At 41.5% G+C, this 20,092-nt stretch carries 21 protein-coding genes; 9 read left to right on the top strand and 12 right to left on the bottom strand.

All coding sequences use genetic code 11. From position 1 onward, the window contains the following. The first annotated feature begins 62 nt into the window (after nucleotides 1–62). The 4 genes from SNE25_RS22940 to prmA all read left to right on the top strand — a co-directional run bounded on the left by SNE25_RS22940 (nucleotide 63) and on the right by prmA (nucleotide 3,639). A complete protein-coding gene (locus SNE25_RS22940) occupies nucleotides 63–1,247 on the top strand; it encodes a GlmU family protein (protein ID WP_321561346.1) in 1,185 nt (394 codons plus the stop codon). Between the two features lie 70 nt (nucleotides 1,248–1,317). After that, the gene (gene tpiA / locus SNE25_RS22935; protein WP_321561345.1) at nucleotides 1,318–2,082 is read left to right on the top strand and encodes a triose-phosphate isomerase; all 765 of its coding nucleotides are present in this window, start codon (nucleotides 1,318–1,320) and stop codon (nucleotides 2,080–2,082) included. 128 nt (nucleotides 2,083–2,210) lie between these two features. After that, nucleotides 2,211–2,687 carry a hypothetical protein gene (locus SNE25_RS22930; protein ID WP_321561344.1) on the top strand — a complete coding sequence of 159 codons (477 nt, stop codon included), beginning with the start codon at nucleotides 2,211–2,213 and terminating at the stop codon, nucleotides 2,685–2,687. 115 nt (nucleotides 2,688–2,802) lie between these two features. Continuing rightward, entirely contained in the window at nucleotides 2,803–3,639 is an 837-nt protein-coding gene (prmA, locus tag SNE25_RS22925; protein WP_321561343.1) for a 50S ribosomal protein L11 methyltransferase, read from the top strand. A 158-nt stretch (nucleotides 3,640–3,797) separates the two neighbouring features. Here the strand turns inward: prmA and SNE25_RS22920 are convergent, their stop codons facing one another. Together SNE25_RS22920 and SNE25_RS22915 are read right to left on the bottom strand one after the other, a co-directional pair. Further along, a complete protein-coding gene (locus SNE25_RS22920) occupies nucleotides 3,798–4,451 on the bottom strand; it encodes an NAD(P)-dependent oxidoreductase (protein ID WP_321561342.1) in 654 nt (217 codons plus the stop codon). Nucleotides 4,452–4,502: 51 nt separating this feature from the next. After that, nucleotides 4,503–4,910, bottom strand: coding sequence for an Rrf2 family transcriptional regulator (locus SNE25_RS22915; protein ID WP_321561341.1), 408 nt, complete (start codon nucleotides 4,908–4,910; stop codon nucleotides 4,503–4,505). A 301-nt stretch (nucleotides 4,911–5,211) separates the two neighbouring features. Here SNE25_RS22915 and SNE25_RS22910 point away from each other — a divergent pair, with 301 nt between their 5' ends. After that, nucleotides 5,212–5,553, top strand: coding sequence for a helix-turn-helix domain-containing protein (locus SNE25_RS22910; protein WP_076378169.1), 342 nt, complete (start codon nucleotides 5,212–5,214; stop codon nucleotides 5,551–5,553). Nucleotides 5,554–5,579: 26 nt separating this feature from the next. Here SNE25_RS22910 and SNE25_RS22905 read toward each other — a convergent pair whose 3' ends face one another. From SNE25_RS22905 to SNE25_RS22880, 6 genes are all read right to left on the bottom strand, one after another. Continuing rightward, nucleotides 5,580–6,698 carry a GNAT family N-acetyltransferase gene (locus SNE25_RS22905; protein ID WP_321561340.1) on the bottom strand — a complete coding sequence of 373 codons (1,119 nt, stop codon included), beginning with the start codon at nucleotides 6,696–6,698 and terminating at the stop codon, nucleotides 5,580–5,582. 84 nt (nucleotides 6,699–6,782) lie between these two features. Then, on the bottom strand, nucleotides 6,783–6,977 hold the full coding sequence (locus tag SNE25_RS22900) for a hypothetical protein (RefSeq protein ID WP_321561339.1): 195 nt from the start codon (nucleotides 6,975–6,977) through the stop codon (nucleotides 6,783–6,785). 138 nt (nucleotides 6,978–7,115) lie between these two features. Further along, nucleotides 7,116–7,667 carry an SMC-Scp complex subunit ScpB gene (gene scpB / locus SNE25_RS22895; RefSeq protein WP_321561338.1) on the bottom strand — a complete coding sequence of 184 codons (552 nt, stop codon included), beginning with the start codon at nucleotides 7,665–7,667 and terminating at the stop codon, nucleotides 7,116–7,118. 91 nt (nucleotides 7,668–7,758) lie between these two features. Further along, nucleotides 7,759–8,883: a cyclic dehypoxanthinyl futalosine synthase gene (gene mqnC, locus SNE25_RS22890; protein ID WP_321561337.1), complete on the bottom strand. Its 1,125-nt coding sequence runs from the start codon at nucleotides 8,881–8,883 to the stop codon at nucleotides 7,759–7,761. A gap of 460 nt (nucleotides 8,884–9,343) precedes the next feature. Further along, entirely contained in the window at nucleotides 9,344–9,799 is a 456-nt protein-coding gene (locus tag SNE25_RS22885; protein WP_321561336.1) for a hypothetical protein, read from the bottom strand. Nucleotides 9,800–9,877: 78 nt separating this feature from the next. Continuing rightward, nucleotides 9,878–11,869 carry a M1 family metallopeptidase gene (locus SNE25_RS22880; RefSeq protein WP_321561335.1) on the bottom strand — a complete coding sequence of 664 codons (1,992 nt, stop codon included), beginning with the start codon at nucleotides 11,867–11,869 and terminating at the stop codon, nucleotides 9,878–9,880. A gap of 417 nt (nucleotides 11,870–12,286) precedes the next feature. Here SNE25_RS22880 and SNE25_RS22875 point away from each other — a divergent pair, with 417 nt between their 5' ends. From SNE25_RS22875 to SNE25_RS22865, 3 genes are read left to right on the top strand one after another with little or no spacing between them, the layout of a single operon-like run. Next, nucleotides 12,287–13,036 carry a prolipoprotein diacylglyceryl transferase gene (locus SNE25_RS22875; RefSeq protein ID WP_321561334.1) on the top strand — a complete coding sequence of 250 codons (750 nt, stop codon included), beginning with the start codon at nucleotides 12,287–12,289 and terminating at the stop codon, nucleotides 13,034–13,036. After that, complete coding sequence (locus tag SNE25_RS22870; RefSeq protein ID WP_321561333.1) at nucleotides 13,029–14,426, top strand: radical SAM protein; 1,398 nt, start codon at nucleotides 13,029–13,031, stop codon at nucleotides 14,424–14,426. Before SNE25_RS22875 ends, SNE25_RS22870 begins: the two co-directional genes overlap by 8 nt. Then, nucleotides 14,426–14,752, top strand: coding sequence for a hypothetical protein (locus SNE25_RS22865; RefSeq protein ID WP_321561332.1), 327 nt, complete (start codon nucleotides 14,426–14,428; stop codon nucleotides 14,750–14,752). Before SNE25_RS22870 ends, SNE25_RS22865 begins: the two co-directional genes overlap by 1 nt. 363 nt (nucleotides 14,753–15,115) lie before the next feature. Here SNE25_RS22865 and SNE25_RS22860 read toward each other — a convergent pair whose 3' ends face one another. Continuing rightward, nucleotides 15,116–16,042, bottom strand: a complete 927-nt coding sequence (locus tag SNE25_RS22860) for a Ppx/GppA phosphatase family protein (RefSeq protein ID WP_321561331.1) — start codon at nucleotides 16,040–16,042, stop codon at nucleotides 15,116–15,118. 406 nt (nucleotides 16,043–16,448) lie between these two features. On the opposite strand from SNE25_RS22860, the gene SNE25_RS22855 reads away from it, so the two are divergent. Then, on the top strand, nucleotides 16,449–16,916 hold the full coding sequence (locus SNE25_RS22855; protein WP_321561330.1) for a hypothetical protein: 468 nt from the start codon (nucleotides 16,449–16,451) through the stop codon (nucleotides 16,914–16,916). Nucleotides 16,917–17,013: 97 nt separating this feature from the next. Here the strand turns inward: SNE25_RS22855 and SNE25_RS22850 are convergent, their stop codons facing one another. The 3 genes from SNE25_RS22850 to SNE25_RS22840 all read right to left on the bottom strand — a co-directional run bounded on the left by SNE25_RS22850 (nucleotide 17,014) and on the right by SNE25_RS22840 (nucleotide 19,872). Beyond that, entirely contained in the window at nucleotides 17,014–18,264 is a 1,251-nt protein-coding gene (locus SNE25_RS22850) for an ABC transporter permease (protein WP_321561329.1), read from the bottom strand. 3 nt (nucleotides 18,265–18,267) lie between these two features. Then, nucleotides 18,268–19,176: an ABC transporter ATP-binding protein gene (locus SNE25_RS22845; RefSeq protein WP_321561328.1), complete on the bottom strand. Its 909-nt coding sequence runs from the start codon at nucleotides 19,174–19,176 to the stop codon at nucleotides 18,268–18,270. A 66-nt stretch (nucleotides 19,177–19,242) separates the two neighbouring features. Beyond that, the gene (locus SNE25_RS22840) at nucleotides 19,243–19,872 is read right to left on the bottom strand and encodes a hypothetical protein (protein ID WP_321561327.1); all 630 of its coding nucleotides are present in this window, start codon (nucleotides 19,870–19,872) and stop codon (nucleotides 19,243–19,245) included. Nucleotides 19,873–20,092: the final 220 nt, after the last annotated feature.

The raw sequence follows: 20,092 nt of genomic DNA, 5'->3' as shown, positions 1-20,092 counted from the left end.
TGTTTAATTAAAATATTTACAAGTCTCCCGACGTATCGGGGGACTTTTTTTATTTTTGCGCCATGGCTATTATCCTTTTTGACGATAACGCACACCAAACACTGCTACCCCTTACTTATACACGCCCCGTGGCCGATTTACGTATAGGTATACTTACCATAGCCGAAAAGTGGGCAAAATATTTAAACCAGGAATTTTCTTTTCATACGCTTGATTATTTACGGGTTAAGTTTCCTGCTAAAATTGAAGCCGATAATTTGTTTATCAACGGAGCTGTTTGTCCGGATGAAGATTTATTGGATGCTGTTAATAAGCTGCAAACCGGTCAGGCCCTCAAGTACAATGATCAGCTGCTGGCAGTAAGACTAAACCAAACTAATGCAGGCAATTTTGCAACAGAAGCTGAGTTTAGCAGTGTTGTTGAATATTCCAATCCGTTTGTTTCTATCCGTTACCCTGAAGATGTTTTCAGGAAGAATGATATAGAGTTACGGAAAGATTTTCAGCTGCTTACCAAAGGCCGTGAAAGCGGCACTATAAGTTCAACCAATACTATTATTGGCGAAGATTTTTTTGCCGAAGAAGGAGCTATAGCCGATTGTTCAACATTTAACACCACCAACGGCCCTATTTATTTAGCGGCCAATACTGAGATTTGGGAAGGTACGCACATTCGCGGGCCATTTGCCATTTGCGAACATTCTCAGGTTAAAATGGGGGCTAAAATATATGGTGCCACTACAGTTGGGCCATATTCGCGCGTGGGCGGCGAAATGAATAACGCCGTGATCTGGGGCTATTCATCCAAAGGGCACGAAGGTTACCTGGGTAACTCTGTATTAGGTGAATGGTGCAACATAGGTGCCGACTCCAATAACTCCAACCTTAAAAATAATTATGCGGATGTTAAACTCTGGGATTACAGTACGCAACATTTTCGTAATACGGGTTTGCAGTTTTGCGGTCTTATCATGGCCGATCATGCTAAATGTGGTATTAATACCATGTTTAATACCGGTACAGTGGTAGGGGTAAGCGCCAATATTTTCGGATCTGGCTTTCCGCGCCATTTTGTACCTGATTTTGCATGGGGAGGAGCACAAGGTTTTGAAGTATATCTCATTAATAAAATGTTTGAAACCGCCCGGAAAGTTTTTGACCGTCGCGAACACAGGGTGTTTGACGAAACCGAACAAAATATACTAAAAAAAATATTTGAGTTAACCGAGGAGTACAGGCGGTTTTAATAATTACACAAGGAATAGAAAATTATATTCTATTCAATCATCTAACATTAATCACACTAAAATAAAAATCATGAGGAAAAAAATTGTTGCCGGAAACTGGAAAATGAACCTTGATTATAATGAAGGTTTGGGTGTATTTTCAGAGATCATCAATATGGTAAAAGATGAAGCAACCGGAACACAGGAAGTAGTTGTTTGTAGTCCTTTTATACATATACACAGCCTTGTTCAATTGGCAAAGGGCTATCAAAAAGTTTCAGTAGGGGCACAAAATGCACATCAGGCTGAATCTGGCGCTTATACCGGCGAAATATCTGCAAGAATGATCAAATCGGTTGGTGCCACTTATGTAATTATCGGTCACTCTGAACGCCGTCAGTATTTTGGCGAAAGCAATGAATTGCTGGCAAAAAAAACTGATACCGTTTTAGCGAATGATTTACACCCGATATTTTGTATTGGTGAAACCCTGCAGGAACGTGAAGCCAATGAGCATTTTAACGTGATTAAAACCCAGCTTGTTGAAGGTGTGTTCCATTTAGATGCGGCACAATTTTCTAAACTGGTGCTTGCTTATGAGCCGGTTTGGGCTATTGGCACAGGGGTAACTGCATCATCAGCACAGGCTCAGGAAATTCATGAATTTATCCGTAAAGAGATTGCCGCTAAATATAACCAGGAAGTTGCCGACAATACTACCATATTGTATGGCGGTAGCTGTAACCCTAAAAATGCTGCCGAACTATTTGCCCAGCCAGATATTGATGGTGGCCTTATTGGTGGTGCCTCGCTTAAATCGCGCGATTTTGTTGATATTATAAAAACATTCAATTAATTTGATTTGGGATATGAGTATAGAGTATTGAGATAACATCAAACCGCGTACATCTCAAACAGAAACAAATCTGTGATGTTAGAGACTAAAAACAAATAATCTCATATCTCCATACTCATATCTAAATCATGAAGAAGCTATTAAAGGTTTTGTTACCGGTTTTAATTGATTTCGGCATTTTTTGGATGGTCGTTAAATACAACATGCCCGACCATCCCATGAAGCTGATCGAGATTGGTAACGGCAACTTATACAGTTTAATGGCTTACTTTCATCTTTTTTGGCCCTTGCTGCTGGTGGTGGGCATTTTAACCCAGTACCTCATTATTGTACCGTTATGGGATAGTAAAGGTGCACATAGTTTAAAAGCCCGCGTAATTATCGGGATTTGCATTGCTTTTATTTGTATAGCGTTTGCAGGCTCTATTAGCTACATTATATGGGACCCTACACAAGGACGGAAACCTTTGCTGAGCTTTTGGTGGTACCTTTCTGAAATACAGCTTATTTATTGGGTTATTACCTTTGTAATATTATACCTATTGGGTAAACCCAGGATTATAAAAGCCATACAACAAGATAAAGAAATGGAAAGCTCTGTATAATTAACGTCATGCCGAACTTATTTCGGCATTCCATTCGCGCATTAAGCCGCACAGATTAATTGTCCTGAGAGATCCTGAACAAGTTCAGGATGACTTATTTGTTATTTATTTAATAATGAACTACTACGAACTGCTTTTTACTATCATTACCACCGAAGATTATCAGCAAGACCTGCTGATCAACGCTTTGGGTGAAATTGGGTTTGATACTTTTGAAGAACTGGAATTTGGTTTTAAAGCATACATACCTACTACTGATTTTGACGAAGAAAAGCTCAGTGAGCAATTACTACCATATCGGGATATGTTTACTTTTAGCTATGAAATAACACTCATTCCGCAAAAAAACTGGAACGAGGTATGGGAAAGTAATTTTGAACCCATAGAAATAGCTGATAAAATATACGTGAGGGCGACCTTTCATGCGGCCAAACCTGAGTTTCCGTACGAAATTGTAATAGACCCCAAAATGGCCTTTGGTACCGGGCACCACCAAACTACATCCATGATGCTCGAACTGATGCTTGAGAATAATTTTGAAGGTAAAAACGTACTTGATATGGGCTGTGGCACGGGTATTTTAGCCATAATGGCTGCTAAACTCAACGCAGCTGAAATAACTGCCATTGATTATGACTCGGTGTGCTTTGATAGCACCATTGAAAATTCGGCGTTAAACCGTATCGATAATATAATACCACTATGTGGTTCAAAAGAGGCTATCCCTGACGAGCAATATGATATTATTTTGGCAAATATTAACCGCAATATCCTGCTCGACCAAATGGAACGGTATGCCGAAGTGCTGAAACCCGATGGTGAAATCTATTTCAGTGGTTTTTACGAATCACCCGACCTGGAAATCATTACTGATGAAGCCCGTAAACATGGACTGAAATATATTATTCATAAAAAAACAGACAATTGGGTAGCAGCCAAGTTTATTAAATAAGAAACTTATATTCTTAAATATGTCATTGCGAGGATGCCCCCTCTAAATCTCCCCCAAAGGGGGGAGACTTTAAAAAGCATTTTAAAGCCCTCTCCTTTTGGAGAGGGTTGGGTGAAGCCAATTGCTTCGCTCCGCTCAGCATGACAATAGGTAGGCTATTAATACCCTACCGTAAACCTTCGCTTTATAAACTGGTTGTTTTCCAGTTCGTTGATAATTGCAACGGCAAGGTCTTCAATAAGTATAAAATTTTCACCCTTTTCATTAAATACGGGTTGATCAGTGCCTAAACGGAACTTGCGGGTAGGCTCGCCGTGCGCGTCCGGGTGCATGTTAATAGCCGGACTTAAAAATGTCCAGTCCAGATCCTGTTCTTGCTTCAAAATATTCAAATAGTCGCGGGCTGCGGATGCACCAGGTTTGTATGCTGCCGGAAAATCAGGCGAATCAACCAATTGAACGCCAGGAGCAATTTCCAGGCTGCCTGCGCCGCCAATTACCAGTAAACGCTTAACTCCTGATTGCTTAACCGCTTTCTGTATAGCCTCCGAACCGGCTATAAAGTCGTCATAAATATTAGGGTTTGTCCAGCCAGAATTATAAGAGCTTACCACGGCGTCATGTCCGGCAAGTACAGCGGCTAAACTGTCAATGTCAAATATATCAACAGCTTTAAGCGTAAGCTTATCATTTATGATATTGAGCTTTTCGGGGTTGCGGGCTATTGCGGTTACGTCATACCCGCGTTGTAATGCTTCGTTTAAAATGGTTTGGCCTACATTTCCTGTGGCGCCTATCAATGCTAATTTCATATTGTTTGTTTTTAATGTAATTAAATTTGTTACAGTTTTTAATAAATTTTTTTATTTGAATTTCTGACTAAAATCCGCCAGGGTAATGGTGCTTAGTTTATTAATAATAGCCGCATCAACTTCGTTGGCCATGGCATTAAGGTGCTGATTAATTTGACGGCCAACCGGACACTGCGGATTTGGCATATTTTTAGCCTGCCCCAAAGCCGGATGATGATTAACCGCCTTGTATACATCACTAAAGTGTATTTTTTGTGATGGCAAAGCCAGCGAATAGCCGCCCGTTTTACCCTCTTTACTATTAATGAGCCCATGACTACGCAGGTTGCGTATTTCTTTGCGTACCAATGCCGGGTTTATATTAATACTACCGGCAATATATTCAGATGATAAAAGCTCACCGGGCGCATGGTCGAGGAGTGTGAGTATGTGTATAGCTATTTGAAATTGCCCGTTCATCTGTAATATAAAAAGTTACAGTACAAAGATACAACAGGATTTTTAATCTGCAAATACTTTATTAAATATGATTTTAAATTACGGTTTGATGATAATCATCAAATTAATTATGAGTTAATGCGTTGGAATAGCGATATTTAAGGAGGTATTTTTTGGGCGTAAACATACTTAAACGCAAAATGTTTTAGATATGTTCACTCTTAAATAAAAAAATATACAAATTAGTTGATAATTAACCCAATAATAAATAATATTGCAAAGTAATTAACTTTCGCGAAACCTAATACTATTATTAAATCACATGAAAACACTTGGAAAAAAAATCAGACTATTACGTCATCAAAAAGGGTGGAGCCAGGAGGATGTTGCAAAGCGATTAGATATTTCTATTCCCGCTTTTTCAAAGATCGAAACCGGGATTACCGATATTAATTTATCAAGGCTCGAGCAAATAGCTACCTTGTTCGAAATGTCAGTAGTTCAGCTACTTACATTTAATGATGCCGAGCAGGATCAAAAATTTGTAAACGAGCTTGAAACTGTTAATAAACGTTTAATGGATCGTGAAACAGAAGTCATTGACCTGCAAAAAAAGGTAATCGAATTGTTTGAAGAGCTTAGACATTCAAAGGCAACTGCATAATTTGTGCCCGGCTCAAACCGGGCTTATTAAAAAATATAACGCATTGTTAAATGCTTTTTGCCAAATGTAGCTCCCACAGCGCTATGTATGGCAATCATTTTCTCATTGAAATCTCCAACCCAGGATAATTCAAGTTCGTCATATTGCTTCAGAGGTAATACATATTCTTTCAATTTAATAAATATTGCCGACTCCAATCCGTGTTTCTGGAATTTTTGCTTGGTTCCCATTACAATGGCCCGCATTCTTGACACGCCCTTCCATCTGTAATATAAAAATTTGAGTTTCCCTATCAGGTTAAGCTTGCCATTTAGTGGCTTAAGCATCTGGTTGGCATCTGGTAAAATAATCAGGAATGATGCCGGTTCATTGTCAACATAAGCAAACCATATTAGCTTTTCATCCATCAACGGCCTCATTTTTTCAAAGCTTTCGGCTATGGTGGCCTGGGTTATAGGTACAAAGTTTTCAAAACCGCGCCAGGCATCATTATAGATAGAAATAAAATCGGCCGCGAATTTTTCCATTTCCTTTATCCTGAAATGTTTAAACTCATATCCTGGCTTTTGTATTACCCAGTTGGCAATTTTGGTGAATCTTTCAGAAAAGGGTTTATGTACATCCAGGTGATTGGTGATCTGCTCATAAAGGGTCTTGAAGCCATAATCCTCAAAAAATGCTTTGTAATAAGGCGGATTGTAATTCATTCCGTAGGAGGGATGGGTAAACCCTTCAATCAGCAGACCCCAAAAGTTGTCATTTTCGCCAAAATTAATTGGGCCATCCATGGCTTTCATGCCGTTATCCTGCAGCCATTTTTTTGCGGTATCAAACAGCAAAAACGCTGCCTCTTTATTATCAATACATTCAAAAAAGCCCATGCCGCCGGTAGGCTGCTCATAGTGATAGGCTTTTTTATTATTGATGAATGCAGCAACCCGGCCAATCAACTGGCCATTATTATCAGTTAGTATCCAACGTGTGCATTTACCGTCCTGATGAAAGTTGTTCTTAGCCGGATCAAACACCGCTTCCACATCATTATCAAGCGGGCAAACCCAGATTTGATCATCTTTATAAATGATGCGGGTCACGTTTAAAAATGCTTTTTTTGATGCTTTATCGCTTACTTCTGTAATGACCATAGGTAATGTTAGGAAGGCTGAATATAAAAAAAGCATTCAGGGGCATACCTCTGAATGCTTTGTAAATTAGTTATGTATTAAAAATTAATAATCGTCGTCGTCGTCATCGTCAAATGATTCATAACCTCTACCCAGATCATCATCTAAAGGCAGATCATAATCATCCTCATCCTCATCAACTACTTTTTTCTTAGCAGGAGTAAGTTGATCATCGTCTTCATCAAGTTCATCTTCCGAGTTGTCGATCTTTTTAGTGGTCGGTTTTTTTGGCGCTCCCATTGTAACGGATTTTATTTGTAAAACTTTATCAATATAAATTAAATAGGCCTAAAAGTATAAATTTTATGGGTTACTTTTATCGGCTAATTCAGTAGTAAAAATAATTAAAATCATTTTTATTAAAAATATCTTTTAAAATTATTCTGTTTGCTCGCCAATGGCAACACTGCTGGTTGTAAAATCCTTAATTTGAGGTAATTCCTCTATGCTGTTTATTCCAAAATAGTCCATAAACATGTTGCTGGTGCCATATAAAATGGGTTTTCCAATACTTTCCGACTTCCCAATAATAGCAATAAGCTCCTTTTCGAGCAATTTTTGTATCGAGTAATCGCAATTTACGCCTCGTATTTGTTCAACATCGGTTTTAGTTACCGGTTGTTTATAAGCAATAATGGCCAGCGTTTCTAAAGCCGCCTGGGTGAGGCGTTTTTTGGAGCGTTGTAGCTGTAGCAGGTTAATTACCGGATGATACTGCTTTTTTGTTAAAAACTGGTAGCCGTTATTTATTTTAACCAGTTCAATTGCCAGGTTATCGGCCAAATATTTATTTTGAATGGCGTTTATACTTTCAGTAACCTCTTCGGTAGTGAAATCGCGTTCAAATGCGGCCTGCAGGCAATACATAATTTCCTCTAAACGGATACCCTGTTCCGACGCGAAAATTAATGCCTCAATGTGATGTTCCATTTTTTAAGTGGTGAGTAATGAGTGGTAAGTTTTGAGTAATATTAATATTAGATTAGAAGTAAAACTCAAAACTCATACCCAAAACTAGATACTAATAATTTATAACCTGTTCTTCAATTTCGGCGGGGATATCACGCCAGTCGTATTTTTGAGTGCGCAGCTGCGGTTCAAAACCGGCTTCTATGATGGATTCCTGTATGCCTTTGGCGGTAAACCTGTGCGGTGCACCGGCTGCCGAAACCACATTTTCCTCGATCATGATCGATCCAAAATCATTTGCGCCGGCATGTAAACACAACTGGGCTACCTGCTTGCCAACTGTAAGCCATGATGCCTGTATGTTTTTGATATTGGGCAGCATAATGCGGCTCAGGGCTATCATACGGATATATTCGTCGCCGGTTACGTTGTTGGTGATGCCACGCACTTTACGCAAAAGCGTGCCATCATCCTGGAATGGCCAGGGTATAAATGCTACGAAACCGTAATGATCTTCAGGCTTTTCGGCTTGCACTTCGCGAATCCAAACGAGGTGTTCAAAGCGTTCTGCAATAGTTTCAATATGCCCAAACATCATGGTTGCCGATGTAGGCAGGTTTAATTGATGAGCGGCACGCATTACGTCAAGCCATTCCTGCCCGCCGCATTTGCCCTTTGATATCAGGCGGCGTACGCGGTCGTTCAGTATTTCGGCACCAGCACCAGGGAGCGAATCCAGTCCGGCTTCTTTCATAGCGCGCAGCACATCTATATGAGCCATGCCTTCCAGTTTGGCTACGTGTGCAATTTCCGGCGGACCTAAGGAATGTAGTTTTAGCTTGGGGTACAGCTGTTTAAGCTCCCTGAAGAGGTCGGTATAAAACTGCAAACCAAGATCGGGATGATGACCGCCCTGCAACAGGAGTTGGTCGCCGCCGTAACGAAAAGTTTCCTCTATTTTCTTTTTATAAGTCTCAATATCAGTAATATAGCTTTCGTCATGGCCAGGCCTGCGGAAAAAGTTGCAGAACTTGCAGTTGGCTATACAAACATTGGTAGTATTAACATTACGATCTATTTGCCAGGTAACCTTGCCATGTGGAACCTGCTTTTTACGCAGTTCGTTGGCGGTATACATCAGATCGGCGGTAGACGCATTATTATACAGGTAAACCCCTTCATCCTGGGTCAAAAAATCAAACCGCAAAGAGCGTTGCAACAGATCGGCTGTGTTCATTTAACAAAGATAAAGCTTTAGGTTATTAATAGTTTAATATGGATTGTAAGATTGACAAATTAATGAGGTGAACGGTTTTTGAGAACCTTGTCTTTTAAAATTCGGAATATGGTTGAGGCTCTTTATCCGGAACTTTTTAAACTCTTATTTTAACATATAAACATTCAAATGCATCCGAAATTCATTCAAAAGTATTCCTAAACAATAATAAAATCATCAATATTAATGCGTTTTAACAAATTTTTGGCGGATTATAAAAGTTTAAGAAGTTTTGGCTTTTTTGATGAATAATTTGATATAGGATAGTAAGATTTTATTCGGGTAGTCTGAAGACTACTGGCATAATTATCCGAAGTCGGAGACTTCGGATACCGGGATTTGACAAAACTCGGGCAACCACAAGGAGAGACGTCTCAGGAGTCGAAGTTTATAGTAGAATGCACTTGCGGTAGCAGAGAGATTATTGGTTGTCAAAACAGGCCACATTTAAATTTAGCCCGATATCCCCTTTAATAGTTGTTTTGGTTAATATTTTAAGTATTTCTAATGGCAGATCAGAAATTTGAAATGGATCCATGGGTTTTGTTACTAAATGATAATTAGTATCTGAAAACCTATTTGAAACACTTTTATCAAATGAAAAAAGACCTTTTTCAGTCATTTCAATAAAATAAGAAAGGTAGCTTTTCTTATTTGTGCCAGGTATAATAAATTGATTAAGATTTGGATTTATAGATACCTCACTTTTCTGTGGCAAACTCCTAAAATAATCAACCAGTAGCTTTATTTCATCTAATGATTTATTTGAAATAGAATTAGGTAGTTTACCACCACTTGATGCTACAAATCCAATTTCTTTTCCATTAGTGAAAAACCAGTCAATATCGGATGTCTCTTGCTCTATTTCTGAAATCATTATTATTTTCGTTGGCTATCTCCGCGATTTCAAGTTAATTTTTAAGCCCTCTCCAAAGGAGAGGGCTTGGGTGAGGCTCTATTTCACCTTCAACATATTATTCTTCCTGTTCAAATCGGGCAGGGCGGCATCAGGGTCAACGGTTACGCTTTCTGCTTCCTGGTTTGTAGGCAGGGTTAGGGTTATCTGTTTGCTTTGCAGCCAGGTTTCAACGGGCAGGTAGGTGCGGGCTTTGCTGCCGTCTTTATATTTTATCTCTACCGTAAATGGCATAGGCAGTTTTTGCTTGCTTACCACGGTAATACTTATGCCTTTCCCTGTCTTATTATCTACCTGTTTGGCATCAATGAGCGCCAGGTCGAGTGTCCAGTTGTTGTAGAACCAGCCTTTCCAGAACCAGCTCAGGTCTTCGCCGGCACCGTTTTCCATCGAGCGGAAAAAGTCGTCCGGCTGCGGATGTTTATAGGCCCATTGGTTTATATAGTTGCGGAAAGCATAATCAAACCTGTCCTTACCCAGTATCTGCTCCCGAAGCAAAACCAGTCCGAAAGCGGGTTTAAAATAGGTGAGGGGGTGACGGTATTTTTCGGCAATGGCGTCGGGCGCGGTCATGATAGTTGGCGATCCCGGTGCGGTAATAAAAGGGATAATCTCATCGGCCGGATTGCCGCCATTCTCAGCATATTCGCTGTCGCGTTTCGGAGCATACTCACCTTTGTTAAACGCATCTGAAGCATACACGTCAATAAAAGTGTTCAAACCTTCGTCCATCCAGGCAAAGCGGCGCTCGTCAGATCCTACGATCATCGGGAACCAGTTATGGCCAATTTCATGTGCAGTTACCCAGTATAATACAGCGCCTTTGTCGGTAATGCCATCAAACACAATACCGGGATATTCCATACCTCCTGCAATACCCGCCTCATTAACGGCAACAGGATAAGGGTAAACAAACCATTTTTCAGAGAAATATTCGATTGATTTTTTCAGGTATTCGGTAGCTCTGCCCCAGGCATCGTTGCCATAGCTTTCGGCAGGGTAAACACTCATGGCCAATGATTTTTTGCCACCGGGCAGGTTTACACGGGCGGCATCCCATATAAAGGCTTTAGACGCGCCGAAGGCCACATCGCGGGTGTTGAGCATTTTAAAGTGCCAGGTAAGGGTGCCTTTTTGCACCGGGCGACTTGCCGGGTCGTTCACCTCAGCCAGGTCGCGGATCATTACGGTTTTGTCGCTGTTACGGGCAGATTCCAAACGGGCTATTTGTTTGGCAGTTAACACTTCTTTAGGGTTTTGCAACTCACCCGAGCCGGCTACGATCATATCCCAGGGAACATTTACACTGTAGTCAATATCACCATAGTCCAGGTAAAACTCGCCGCTGCCCAAAAATGGTAAGGTGTCCCAGCCGCGACTATCATCATACACGCACATACGCGGAAACCATTGTGCAATTTCAAATATCTTCCCGTTTTTGGTATCTGCATAATCGGTACGGCCCCCGAAAGCACCAGGAATGGTGTAATGGTATTTAATTTTTAGGCGGATGGTTCCTTTGTTAGGCAATACCGCTTTTGACAGGCGTATTTGCATGCGCGCGTCGCTAATCACATATTTCACCTCTTTGGTTACGCCACCTTCCTCAACCGCTACCGATTCAATCTGGTAGCCGGTGGTATGATCGGCCGGGTTAGGCACTTTGCCGGTTACAAAGTTGGAGCGGGCATCTTTTTTATAAGTGTTCTGGTCCATTTGCAGCCACAAGTATTGTAAGGCATCAGGACTGTTGTTGATATAATCGATAGTTTCGGTACCGCTGATGGTTTTGGCAGCGGTATCCAGCTTTACGTTCAGCGTGTAGTTGGCCCGGTTTTGCCAGTACCGCGGACCTGGGTTACCATTGGCTGCATGAAAATCATTTCCCTTGTCGGTATAAAACTGCGGCGAAAAAGCTTCGGCCGGGTTGTAGTTGGAGGTAGTATCGTCGGGATTGATATTTCTTTGCTGTGCCTGCACATTGAGCGCTAAACCGGCAAGCAATGCAAGGCTGGTAAATGTTAATTTCATTAATACGTATTTGAGAGCCCAATATACAAAGGATGGGGGGAAGTTAAAAATGGGGGAGACTCACCCGATCTGCGCTACGCTGGATCACCCTCCTTTGGTCTGATAAAGACAGTTTTTAACAACTATTGTTATTGTTGAAATGGGGGGGGGCAGGGGGGGGTAAAAACAGAAATTTTGTGGATAACGTTATTATAAAGGCAGGGGTGAACTTGACTCTACGGCTTCGCCGTAAAGAGGGTTGGGGAAAGAGGAAGGGTTACTGAATAAGTAATGCAATACAACATATAATAAAAAGTTCCTGCACCCTCTTTGCGGCGAAGCCGTAGAGGGTCGGCAAGCGAAGCGATGCCGGGGTGAGTCTTTTCAGAACAAGGCATAAAATAAAAAGAGTATTTTAGGGCTTATATTATTATAACCTTGCATTTTCCGGTAAATATAACCATAGGCAAATCACATATCCCGGTGCATTTTGTGTGCGAAACCCTCAGTTACTTTGTGGGCTATCGTTACTATCTTTATCTGCGCAGGCAAACCGTTGATCAGATTAGCGATCATAACCGCCTGCTCATATTTATAGGTGCGGCTTTTGGGGCTTTTGTGGGGTCGCATGTAGTGGGAGTATTGGAGAACCCTATGTTATTGTCGCATTTTGGGTTGATCTATTTTATGGGCAACAAAACCATTGTTGGCGGTATGCTGGGCGGCTTAATAGGGGTAGAGCTTACCAAAAAGCAGATAGGGGTAACGGTTTCATCGGGAGATATGATGGTTTATCCACTTATATTGGCCATGATCATCGGGCGAACGGGTTGTTTCCTGGCAGGACTGGAAGACGGCACTTATGGCATAGCATCAAACCTGCCCTGGGCTATTGATTTTGGCGATGGCATCCGCAGGCATCCTACCAATTTGTATGAGATTATATTCTGGCTGCTGCTTTGGGTAGCATTGCAGCTTATTGAAAAGAAGCACAGTTTTGCCGGTGGCGCACGCTTTAAGGTGTTTATGGTGAGCTATCTGCTATTCAGGCTGTTGATTGAATTTATAAAGCCCGATTACTTTTTTGATTTTGGGTTGTCGGTAATACAATTGGTTTGTATCAGTGGTATTTTGTATTATTATAAAGTATTTTTATATCCCTCAAAACTTATAAAAGCTTATGCCTGAACGTCCGTACATATATTATGATTTTACGCAGAGCATTTGCTCTACCTGTTTGCGCAGGGTTGATGCCAAGATAGTTTTTGAGGATAATAAAGTTTACATGCTCAAGAACTGCCGCCAGCATGGTTTTGAAAAGGTGCTGATAGCCACCGATGTAGACTATTATAAAAACTGCCGTAACTACGCTAAGCGCAGCGAAATGCCGCTTAAATTTAACGCTAAAACACATTATGGTTGTCCGTATGATTGTGGCCTGTGCCAGGATCACGAGCAGCACTCCTGCCTTACTGTGGTAGAAGTTACCGACAGGTGTAATTTAAGCTGCCCTACGTGCTATGCCATGTCTTCGCCCAGTTACGGGAGGCACCGCACCCTGGACGAAATTGAGCAGATGTTTGATGTAGTTGTTGAAAATGAAGGCCAGCCCGATGTGGTACAAATAAGCGGGGGCGAACCAACCGTACATCCGCAGTTTTTTGAAATACTGGACATAGCCAAAACAAAACCCATTAAACACCTGATGGTGAACACTAACGGCATCAGGATTGCCAAGGACGAACAGTTTGTAAAACGACTGGCCAGCTATATGCCCGATTTTGAGATTTACCTGCAGTTTGATTCCTTTAGGAAAGAAGCGTTAGAACAACTCAGGGGCGAAGATCTGCGTGAAGTAAGGATAAAAGCCATTGAAAATCTGAATAAATATAACCTCTCCACCACGTTGGTGGTTACCCTGCAAAAAGACTTAAATACCGATGAAATAGGGAAGATTATTGAATACGCGCTGAAACAGCCTTGCGTGCGCGGCGTAACCTTTCAGCCTACGCAGCAGGCCGGCCGGTTGGAGAATTTTAATGAGCAAACCGACCGTTATACCCTGACCGAAGTACGTACTGCCATACTGGAACAAACTAACATATTTAATAAAAACGACCTGATACCGGTACCCTGCAACCCGGATGCGCTGGTGATGGGCTATGCGCTAAAACTGGGCGGTGAGGTAATTCCGCTAACACGCATGATAAACCCCGACGATCTGCTGGATAACTCCCGTAACACCATTGTGTATGAGCAGGACGAACGGTTGAAAGGGCATTTGCTCAATATGTTCAGCACGGGTAATTCAGTTGATAAGGCAAAGGAGCATTTGCACTCGCTGCTGTGCTGTCTGCCCGAAATTGACGCCCCCAGCCTGAGTTATGATAACCTGTTCAGAGTGATCATTATGCAGTTTATCGATGCGCAGAACTTTGATGTACGTGCCATTAAAAAATCATGCGTACATATTGTAAATAAAGACATGCAGATCATCCCGTTTGAAACTATGAACATTTTTTACCGTGATGATAAACGCGAATACCTGGAACAATTACGAAGCGAAATACCTGTATAATGGAAGATAATAAAGACCAAAACCCATTACCCACTGGTGAAAATAATCCCGGAGAGTTAAAGAGCATCCCCGTAAAGCAGCAAAATAAAGGTGCTGCCGGGATGAAAATTGTGGGCATTAATATTCTTGTACTGGTAATTTATACCTCACTATTAACAATTGGTACCAATGGCGGAGGGTTTATATTTGACGCATTTTTAATACTGGCTCATGTAATTGTTTGCATTGTTATGGCCATAACCAAGCGAAGTTGGATATGGCTTTTGAGTGCAATACTTGTTTTGGCAATAGGCTTTTCAACGTGTGTGTCTTTCGGGGGGTTATGATCAATGCATCAAGCGAAATTTTGTCATTTAGAAATGTAATCTTTCATCTTACGGAGTACCTTTTATGATCCAGAATTTAGACTTACCCGATTAGCGCTTATGCTGGATCACTACACGTCCTTGCGAGGTACAAAGCCAACCGAACGGAGTGAGCTCATTGCTACCACTAAAAAAACAAACACAACATTAATAATCTCTATGCTATACAAAGCAAGGCAGATAATTTAAATCTGCATCATTGACCTGCCTATGTAGAGATTGCTTCGTGCCTCGCAATGATGCGTTTTTTTCTGCACCCTCTTTGCGACGAAGCCGTAGGGTCGGCGAACGAAGCGATGCCGGGGTGAGTCTTCATCACCGGGATTAACCCAGCATATCCGCCAAAACGCCTTCTTTTAACGAGTTGGTACACATTAACACATTGTATATATCCAGCTTGTGCATAATAAAGCGGGTAATGAGCGACGCCACTACGATCATATCAACCCGTACCGGGATAATGGCTTTATTGCCGACCCTTTGCTGATGGGTTGACTGTACAAATTTGTTGGTTTGCGTAAGCAGTTCTTCTTCATCAAAGCTGTAATGTTTAATGGTTTTCAAATCAAAAGTATGGCCCTTCTCTGTTTCAATAACGCCTGCAAAGGTTTCAAACGCGCCCGATGAACCAATCAAACAATCAACCTTGTGCCCCGCAACCGCGGTAAACAGATCGAATAAATGATCTTCGAGGTAGAGGTTTAGGGCCTCGATAGATGCAGGGGGGATAGGGTCTGTGCGGTGGAAGAGGTCCATGAGCCGGGCTGCGCCAATTTCAAAACTCTGTTTCCAGATAATGTGATCGGCATTGCCCAAAATAAACTCTACGCTACCGCCGCCAATATCCATGATCAGTGAGTTTTTGGCCGATAAACAGCCGCTCATTTTTACACCATTATAAATAAAACCCGCCTCCTGGTCGCCGTTAATGATCTCTATTTCGATACCTGTTTTGGCTTTTACCTCCTTCATGAAATCGTTCCCGTTTGACGAGCTGCGCAACGCGGATGTGGCTATAGCCCGCACCTCCTGCACCTGACTGGCCTGTATCTGCTCATGGAATTTCAGCATGGTATCCAGTCCGCGTTTGTACGCCTCCGGTAAAATGTAACCTTTATTTATGCCGCCTTCGCCAAGCTTTACGGCTTCCTGGCGATGTGCGATTTCCCGGTAGCTGGCTGCAGAGCCCTCGGCAATTAATAAATGGAAGGTATTGGTACCAAGATCCATTACGGCAACACGTTTAATCATGCTTCTAAAATAAATAATCGCCAAAATTGTTTAAACATTCAGGTCATTATTAAGTATTATTTTGAATACAAGGCAGAGCTGCGGCTGTAAAATAAGCATACAAGGAACAGTAAATTGTATTTAATAGTTTACAATACACCCAATTTTAACATTTCAAATTTCCATCGTACTATTATTTATACATAGGTAATTCATCAGCTCAAAAATTTGTAATACTATTTGTTCAAATGTAATAAAAGGCCGTATTGCAGCTTGTTAGACTATAATTAGCGTTTAACAGGCTGTTTTTAGTCGCTTTATTTGCTTTAAAAGCATAATATAAATTACCCCGCCGAGGCCCAATCGGTATGATATTTGTTTAAGGGGATGTTAAAAAAGTACTTATTCGTTCATCTAAACAATCATTATGAAAAAATTACTATTATTATTTTTAGCCGCTTCTTTTTACTTTGTAAACAACGCCCAGGCCCAAAAAAGATTCACAGATACTGAAAATTCTGCGGGCCTTTCAGTTGATTTTGGTGATGGCTCTACCCTGGTAGGTCCGGCCTTAAAGCATTTTTTTGATAAAAACAACGCAGGCCAGCTCGAATTGTTATTTGGCGGCGGCGGCACATATTTGGCCGCATACTATCAGTATAATGCGCCTATCCAAAATGCAGGTGGTTTAAATTACTATTTGGGAATTGGCCCGGCTTTAGGTTTTGGCAATGGCAATACCGATTTTTATATCCGCCCGATGGCCGGTTTAGATTATAAAATTGCTACAACCCCGCTTGATCTGTCGTTCGATTGGCGCCCCGCGTTTTATGTAGGCGATAATTCAGATTTCTCTGCAGCCAGGTTTGGTTTAGGGATACGCTTCTCATTCTAATTCATTTTAATATTAAAAAAGCCTCCTTTATATCATATAAAGGGGGCTTTTGTGTTTACTGGTATCTGATTTAATTGTGTATGCTCATCATCTATTGCTACTCTTTATAAAAGAACCATTTACTCAATTCTTTAAAACTTACTTTTTTGCCATACATAAGCACGCCGACTCTGTAAATGCGCGAGGCCACCCAGGTAGTAAATAAAAAGCCTGCGATCATTAAGCCCATAGATATGGCCAACTGCCAGCCAGGCACCCCAAACGGTATCCTTACCATCATGGCCACGGGCGATGTAAAAGGGATCATAGAAAGCCATACGGCCAGCGCACTGTCCGGCGCGCGGAATAATACCGATACCGATAATATGTAGGTGAAGAGTAAGGGTAAGGTAATGGGGAACATGAATTGCTGTGTTTCCGTTTCGCTGTCAACCGCCGAACCTACTGCGGCAAACAGGGCGCTGTACAATAGGTAGCCTGAAAGGAAATAAAACAGGAAACAAGCCAAAATATAACCCAGTGGTATAGTTTGCAAAATGGCAAGGAAGCTCATCATAGAGCCCTGGGGCGAACTAAAGGCCTGCCCGGCAATTTTGGTTGATATGACCGATAAAACAATCCAGGCGCCAAATTGGGTTAAGCCAACCAGCCCAACCCCGATAATTTTACCCAGCATGAGCTGAAAAGGTTTAACCGACGATATGATCACCTCAATAATGCGGCTCGTTTTTTCTTCAATAACGCCCCGCATTACCTGTGCACCATAAATAAATAATGATAAATAGATGAGAATAGCACCCGCAATACCTACACCCATATTGGCGCCCACGTTGGCGTCCTTCGTACCCGTATCAGTAACTTCAACAGCATTTACGCTAATATTGCTTTTAATGGAACGTAAAATATCCGGGTCGATATGGTGTTTCAGCATACCGTTATTGATGGCTATCTCGTTCATTTGTTTTTCTATCTCACCGGTAACAATTAATGAGGTTTTCTTTTTGGAAAATACCTTAACGTTATTCTTTTTTTCATAATCGGCGGGGATAGAGAGTATCAACAGATTTTCATCATGCTTGGTTATAGCTTTTAAAGCTTCAAGCGATTGGCCGCCGGGTTTAAACCTGATGTTTTCGGTATTGTGAAACTTTGAGATGAAGTTGCCGCTTTCGTCAATTACATTAATGGCCTGCATGCCGGTTAGCTTGTCGCTGTTTTTGGCTACCAATGCTATCACAAACCCCATAACCAGTATCAGGCCCGGCACAACAAATATCATCGCAATGAACGATCTCTTTCTTACACGGGTAAGGTATTCGCGCTGTATAATAAGTAATACTTTGTTCATGGTTTAACGTATCTGGTTTACTTTTTCAATAAATATTTCGTTCATGCTGGGTACCACTTCCTGCAGCATATTAACACGGGTTTGCGGTATAAGGTATTGCAGCACATCGTTGGAGTTATTGCCCTCCTTTAATTTAATGCGGATGGTATGGCTGTTATCGTCAGAAACGGTTTCGCCAATAACCTCAAAAGGTTGTACGCCATTAAAGTGCAGTTGCTGGCCCATATACTCTACCAGGTAGGTTTCGTTGCGGTAGGAGTTGCGGATCTGCTTTACCTTGCCGTCGAGTATTTTCTCCGATTTATGGATCAGGGCTATGGCGTCGCAAAGTTCCTCTACCGATTCCATGCGGTGGGTGGAGAATAGGATAGTGGCGCCCTTACGGTTTAGCTCCAGTATCTCGTCTTTAATTACTTCGGCATTTACCGGGTCGAAACCGCTGAAGGGTTCATCAAGGATAATGAGTTCTGGCTCATGCAGCACGGTAGCCACAAACTGGGCTTTTTGCTGCATCCCCTTTGACAGTTCTTCGATCTTTTTTTTCCACCATGTCTCAATCTTCAGTTTTTCAAACCAGTATTTGAGACGCTTGTTGGCTTCGTCGCGGCTCATGCCTTTCAGGCGGGCGAGGTATATCATTTGCTCGCCGATCTCCATTTTTTTATAAAGCCCGCGTTCTTCCGGCAAATAACCTATGCGGTTAATGTGCGACTGGTTAAGCTTTTGACCGTTAAAATAAATCTCGCCCGAATCGGGGGCGGTTATCTGGTTTACGATACGTATAAGCGAGGTTTTACCGGCGCCGTTGGGCCCCAGGAGCCCGAATATTTGTCCGCTTTCTACTTCAAGACTTACATCGCTTAGGGCCCGGTGCCCTGCGTATTGTTTATCAATGTGGCGTATGCTTAGCATTTAATGGCTTTAAAAATGATTAGTACGGTTTAGATACAGACAATTAAAGAATGTTACACCAGCAGTTTAGGGTAGTGGCTTAAACCGGTCGTCGTTAAACAAAGGTTTGTCGCCTGTAAAACCGGGGTTTTTGGTGCTTTCGGTTGTTTTGTTAAAAATAACGATGGCGGCAACTGGCGGCAGCACATTTACCAGGTAAATATACCGGTATGCCTGAAAGCCTATATGAAGTAATCCAAATAACATAGGCAAAGCCATAACGGTGACAGCGGTTATCAATGATAAAATAGCAAACAGCACAAAACCCTTGCGTATTACCGGATGCTTAACCATAAATGACATGGTAACCACATACAACACCAATAAAAAATGAAAAATGCTCGTAACGGTATAATAGGTAACAAGATTGGTGACCCACATGCCAACAATCATGTTTAAAATATTATAAAATATAGTAAAAACAATGTACACACCAAAAGCGGTTATGATGCTGTTTTTTTCATTGAAGAATTTGAGTACGCTTAACAAAAAAACGAGTACCAGGAGATACATAAGCATGGATAATCCAGATAGAAGATAACGGAGATATACGTTCATGCCGAAAGCATCTGTACCGATGTAGATAAAAATAAGTTGAATAGCGATTTGTAAAAAAGCAGCAATTACAGCTACTTGAGTTGCCGGTTTATTGTTCATAGGTAGTGATGGTTGATTCAGTACCAAGTTATAAACAATAAGCAAACAAACAAAAAGCCCCGGAGTATTAAAGAGGGCACTGAAAAAGTCCCGGAAAATCCGGCAAAAATGAAGGGGTTGTTCAATAAGCACGAACAACCCCTTTTCCTTGTCTTATAGGCCTACAAGTCTCATCGCCGAGTCGTATAAACGATTCTCAACGTATCAAATTGATTTTTTT

Origin of the sequence: Mucilaginibacter sabulilitoris, assembly GCF_034262375.1 — a bacterium.
Lineage (GTDB): Bacteria > Bacteroidota > Bacteroidia > Sphingobacteriales > Sphingobacteriaceae > Mucilaginibacter > Mucilaginibacter sabulilitoris.
The sequence above is the reverse complement of the archived record's forward strand: the minus strand, read 5'-3'. Positions and strand labels throughout refer to the sequence as shown.

Coding starts and splice junctions, on each gene's coding strand:
- SNE25_RS22940 (WP_321561346.1), top strand. CDS start 63: ATGGCTATTATCCTTTTTGACGATAACGCACACCAAACACTGCTACCC.
- tpiA (WP_321561345.1), top strand. CDS start 1,318: ATGAGGAAAAAAATTGTTGCCGGAAACTGGAAAATGAACCTTGATTAT.
- SNE25_RS22930 (WP_321561344.1), top strand. CDS start 2,211: ATGAAGAAGCTATTAAAGGTTTTGTTACCGGTTTTAATTGATTTCGGC.
- prmA (WP_321561343.1), top strand. CDS start 2,803: ATGAACTACTACGAACTGCTTTTTACTATCATTACCACCGAAGATTAT.
- SNE25_RS22920 (WP_321561342.1), bottom strand. CDS start 4,451: ATGAAATTAGCATTGATAGGCGCCACAGGAAATGTAGGCCAAACCATT.
- SNE25_RS22915 (WP_321561341.1), bottom strand. CDS start 4,910: ATGAACGGGCAATTTCAAATAGCTATACACATACTCACACTCCTCGAC.
- SNE25_RS22910 (WP_076378169.1), top strand. CDS start 5,212: ATGAAAACACTTGGAAAAAAAATCAGACTATTACGTCATCAAAAAGGG.
- SNE25_RS22905 (WP_321561340.1), bottom strand. CDS start 6,698: ATGGTCATTACAGAAGTAAGCGATAAAGCATCAAAAAAAGCATTTTTA.
- SNE25_RS22900 (WP_321561339.1), bottom strand. CDS start 6,977: ATGGGAGCGCCAAAAAAACCGACCACTAAAAAGATCGACAACTCGGAA.
- scpB (WP_321561338.1), bottom strand. CDS start 7,667: ATGGAACATCACATTGAGGCATTAATTTTCGCGTCGGAACAGGGTATC.
- mqnC (WP_321561337.1), bottom strand. CDS start 8,883: ATGAACACAGCCGATCTGTTGCAACGCTCTTTGCGGTTTGATTTTTTG.
- SNE25_RS22885 (WP_321561336.1), bottom strand. CDS start 9,799: ATGATTTCAGAAATAGAGCAAGAGACATCCGATATTGACTGGTTTTTC.
- SNE25_RS22880 (WP_321561335.1), bottom strand. CDS start 11,869: ATGAAATTAACATTTACCAGCCTTGCATTGCTTGCCGGTTTAGCGCTC.
- SNE25_RS22870 (WP_321561333.1), top strand. CDS start 13,029: ATGCCTGAACGTCCGTACATATATTATGATTTTACGCAGAGCATTTGC.
- SNE25_RS22865 (WP_321561332.1), top strand. CDS start 14,426: ATGGAAGATAATAAAGACCAAAACCCATTACCCACTGGTGAAAATAAT.
- SNE25_RS22860 (WP_321561331.1), bottom strand. CDS start 16,042: ATGATTAAACGTGTTGCCGTAATGGATCTTGGTACCAATACCTTCCAT.
- SNE25_RS22855 (WP_321561330.1), top strand. CDS start 16,449: ATGAAAAAATTACTATTATTATTTTTAGCCGCTTCTTTTTACTTTGTA.
- SNE25_RS22850 (WP_321561329.1), bottom strand. CDS start 18,264: ATGAACAAAGTATTACTTATTATACAGCGCGAATACCTTACCCGTGTA.
- SNE25_RS22845 (WP_321561328.1), bottom strand. CDS start 19,176: ATGCTAAGCATACGCCACATTGATAAACAATACGCAGGGCACCGGGCC.
- SNE25_RS22840 (WP_321561327.1), bottom strand. CDS start 19,872: ATGAACAATAAACCGGCAACTCAAGTAGCTGTAATTGCTGCTTTTTTA.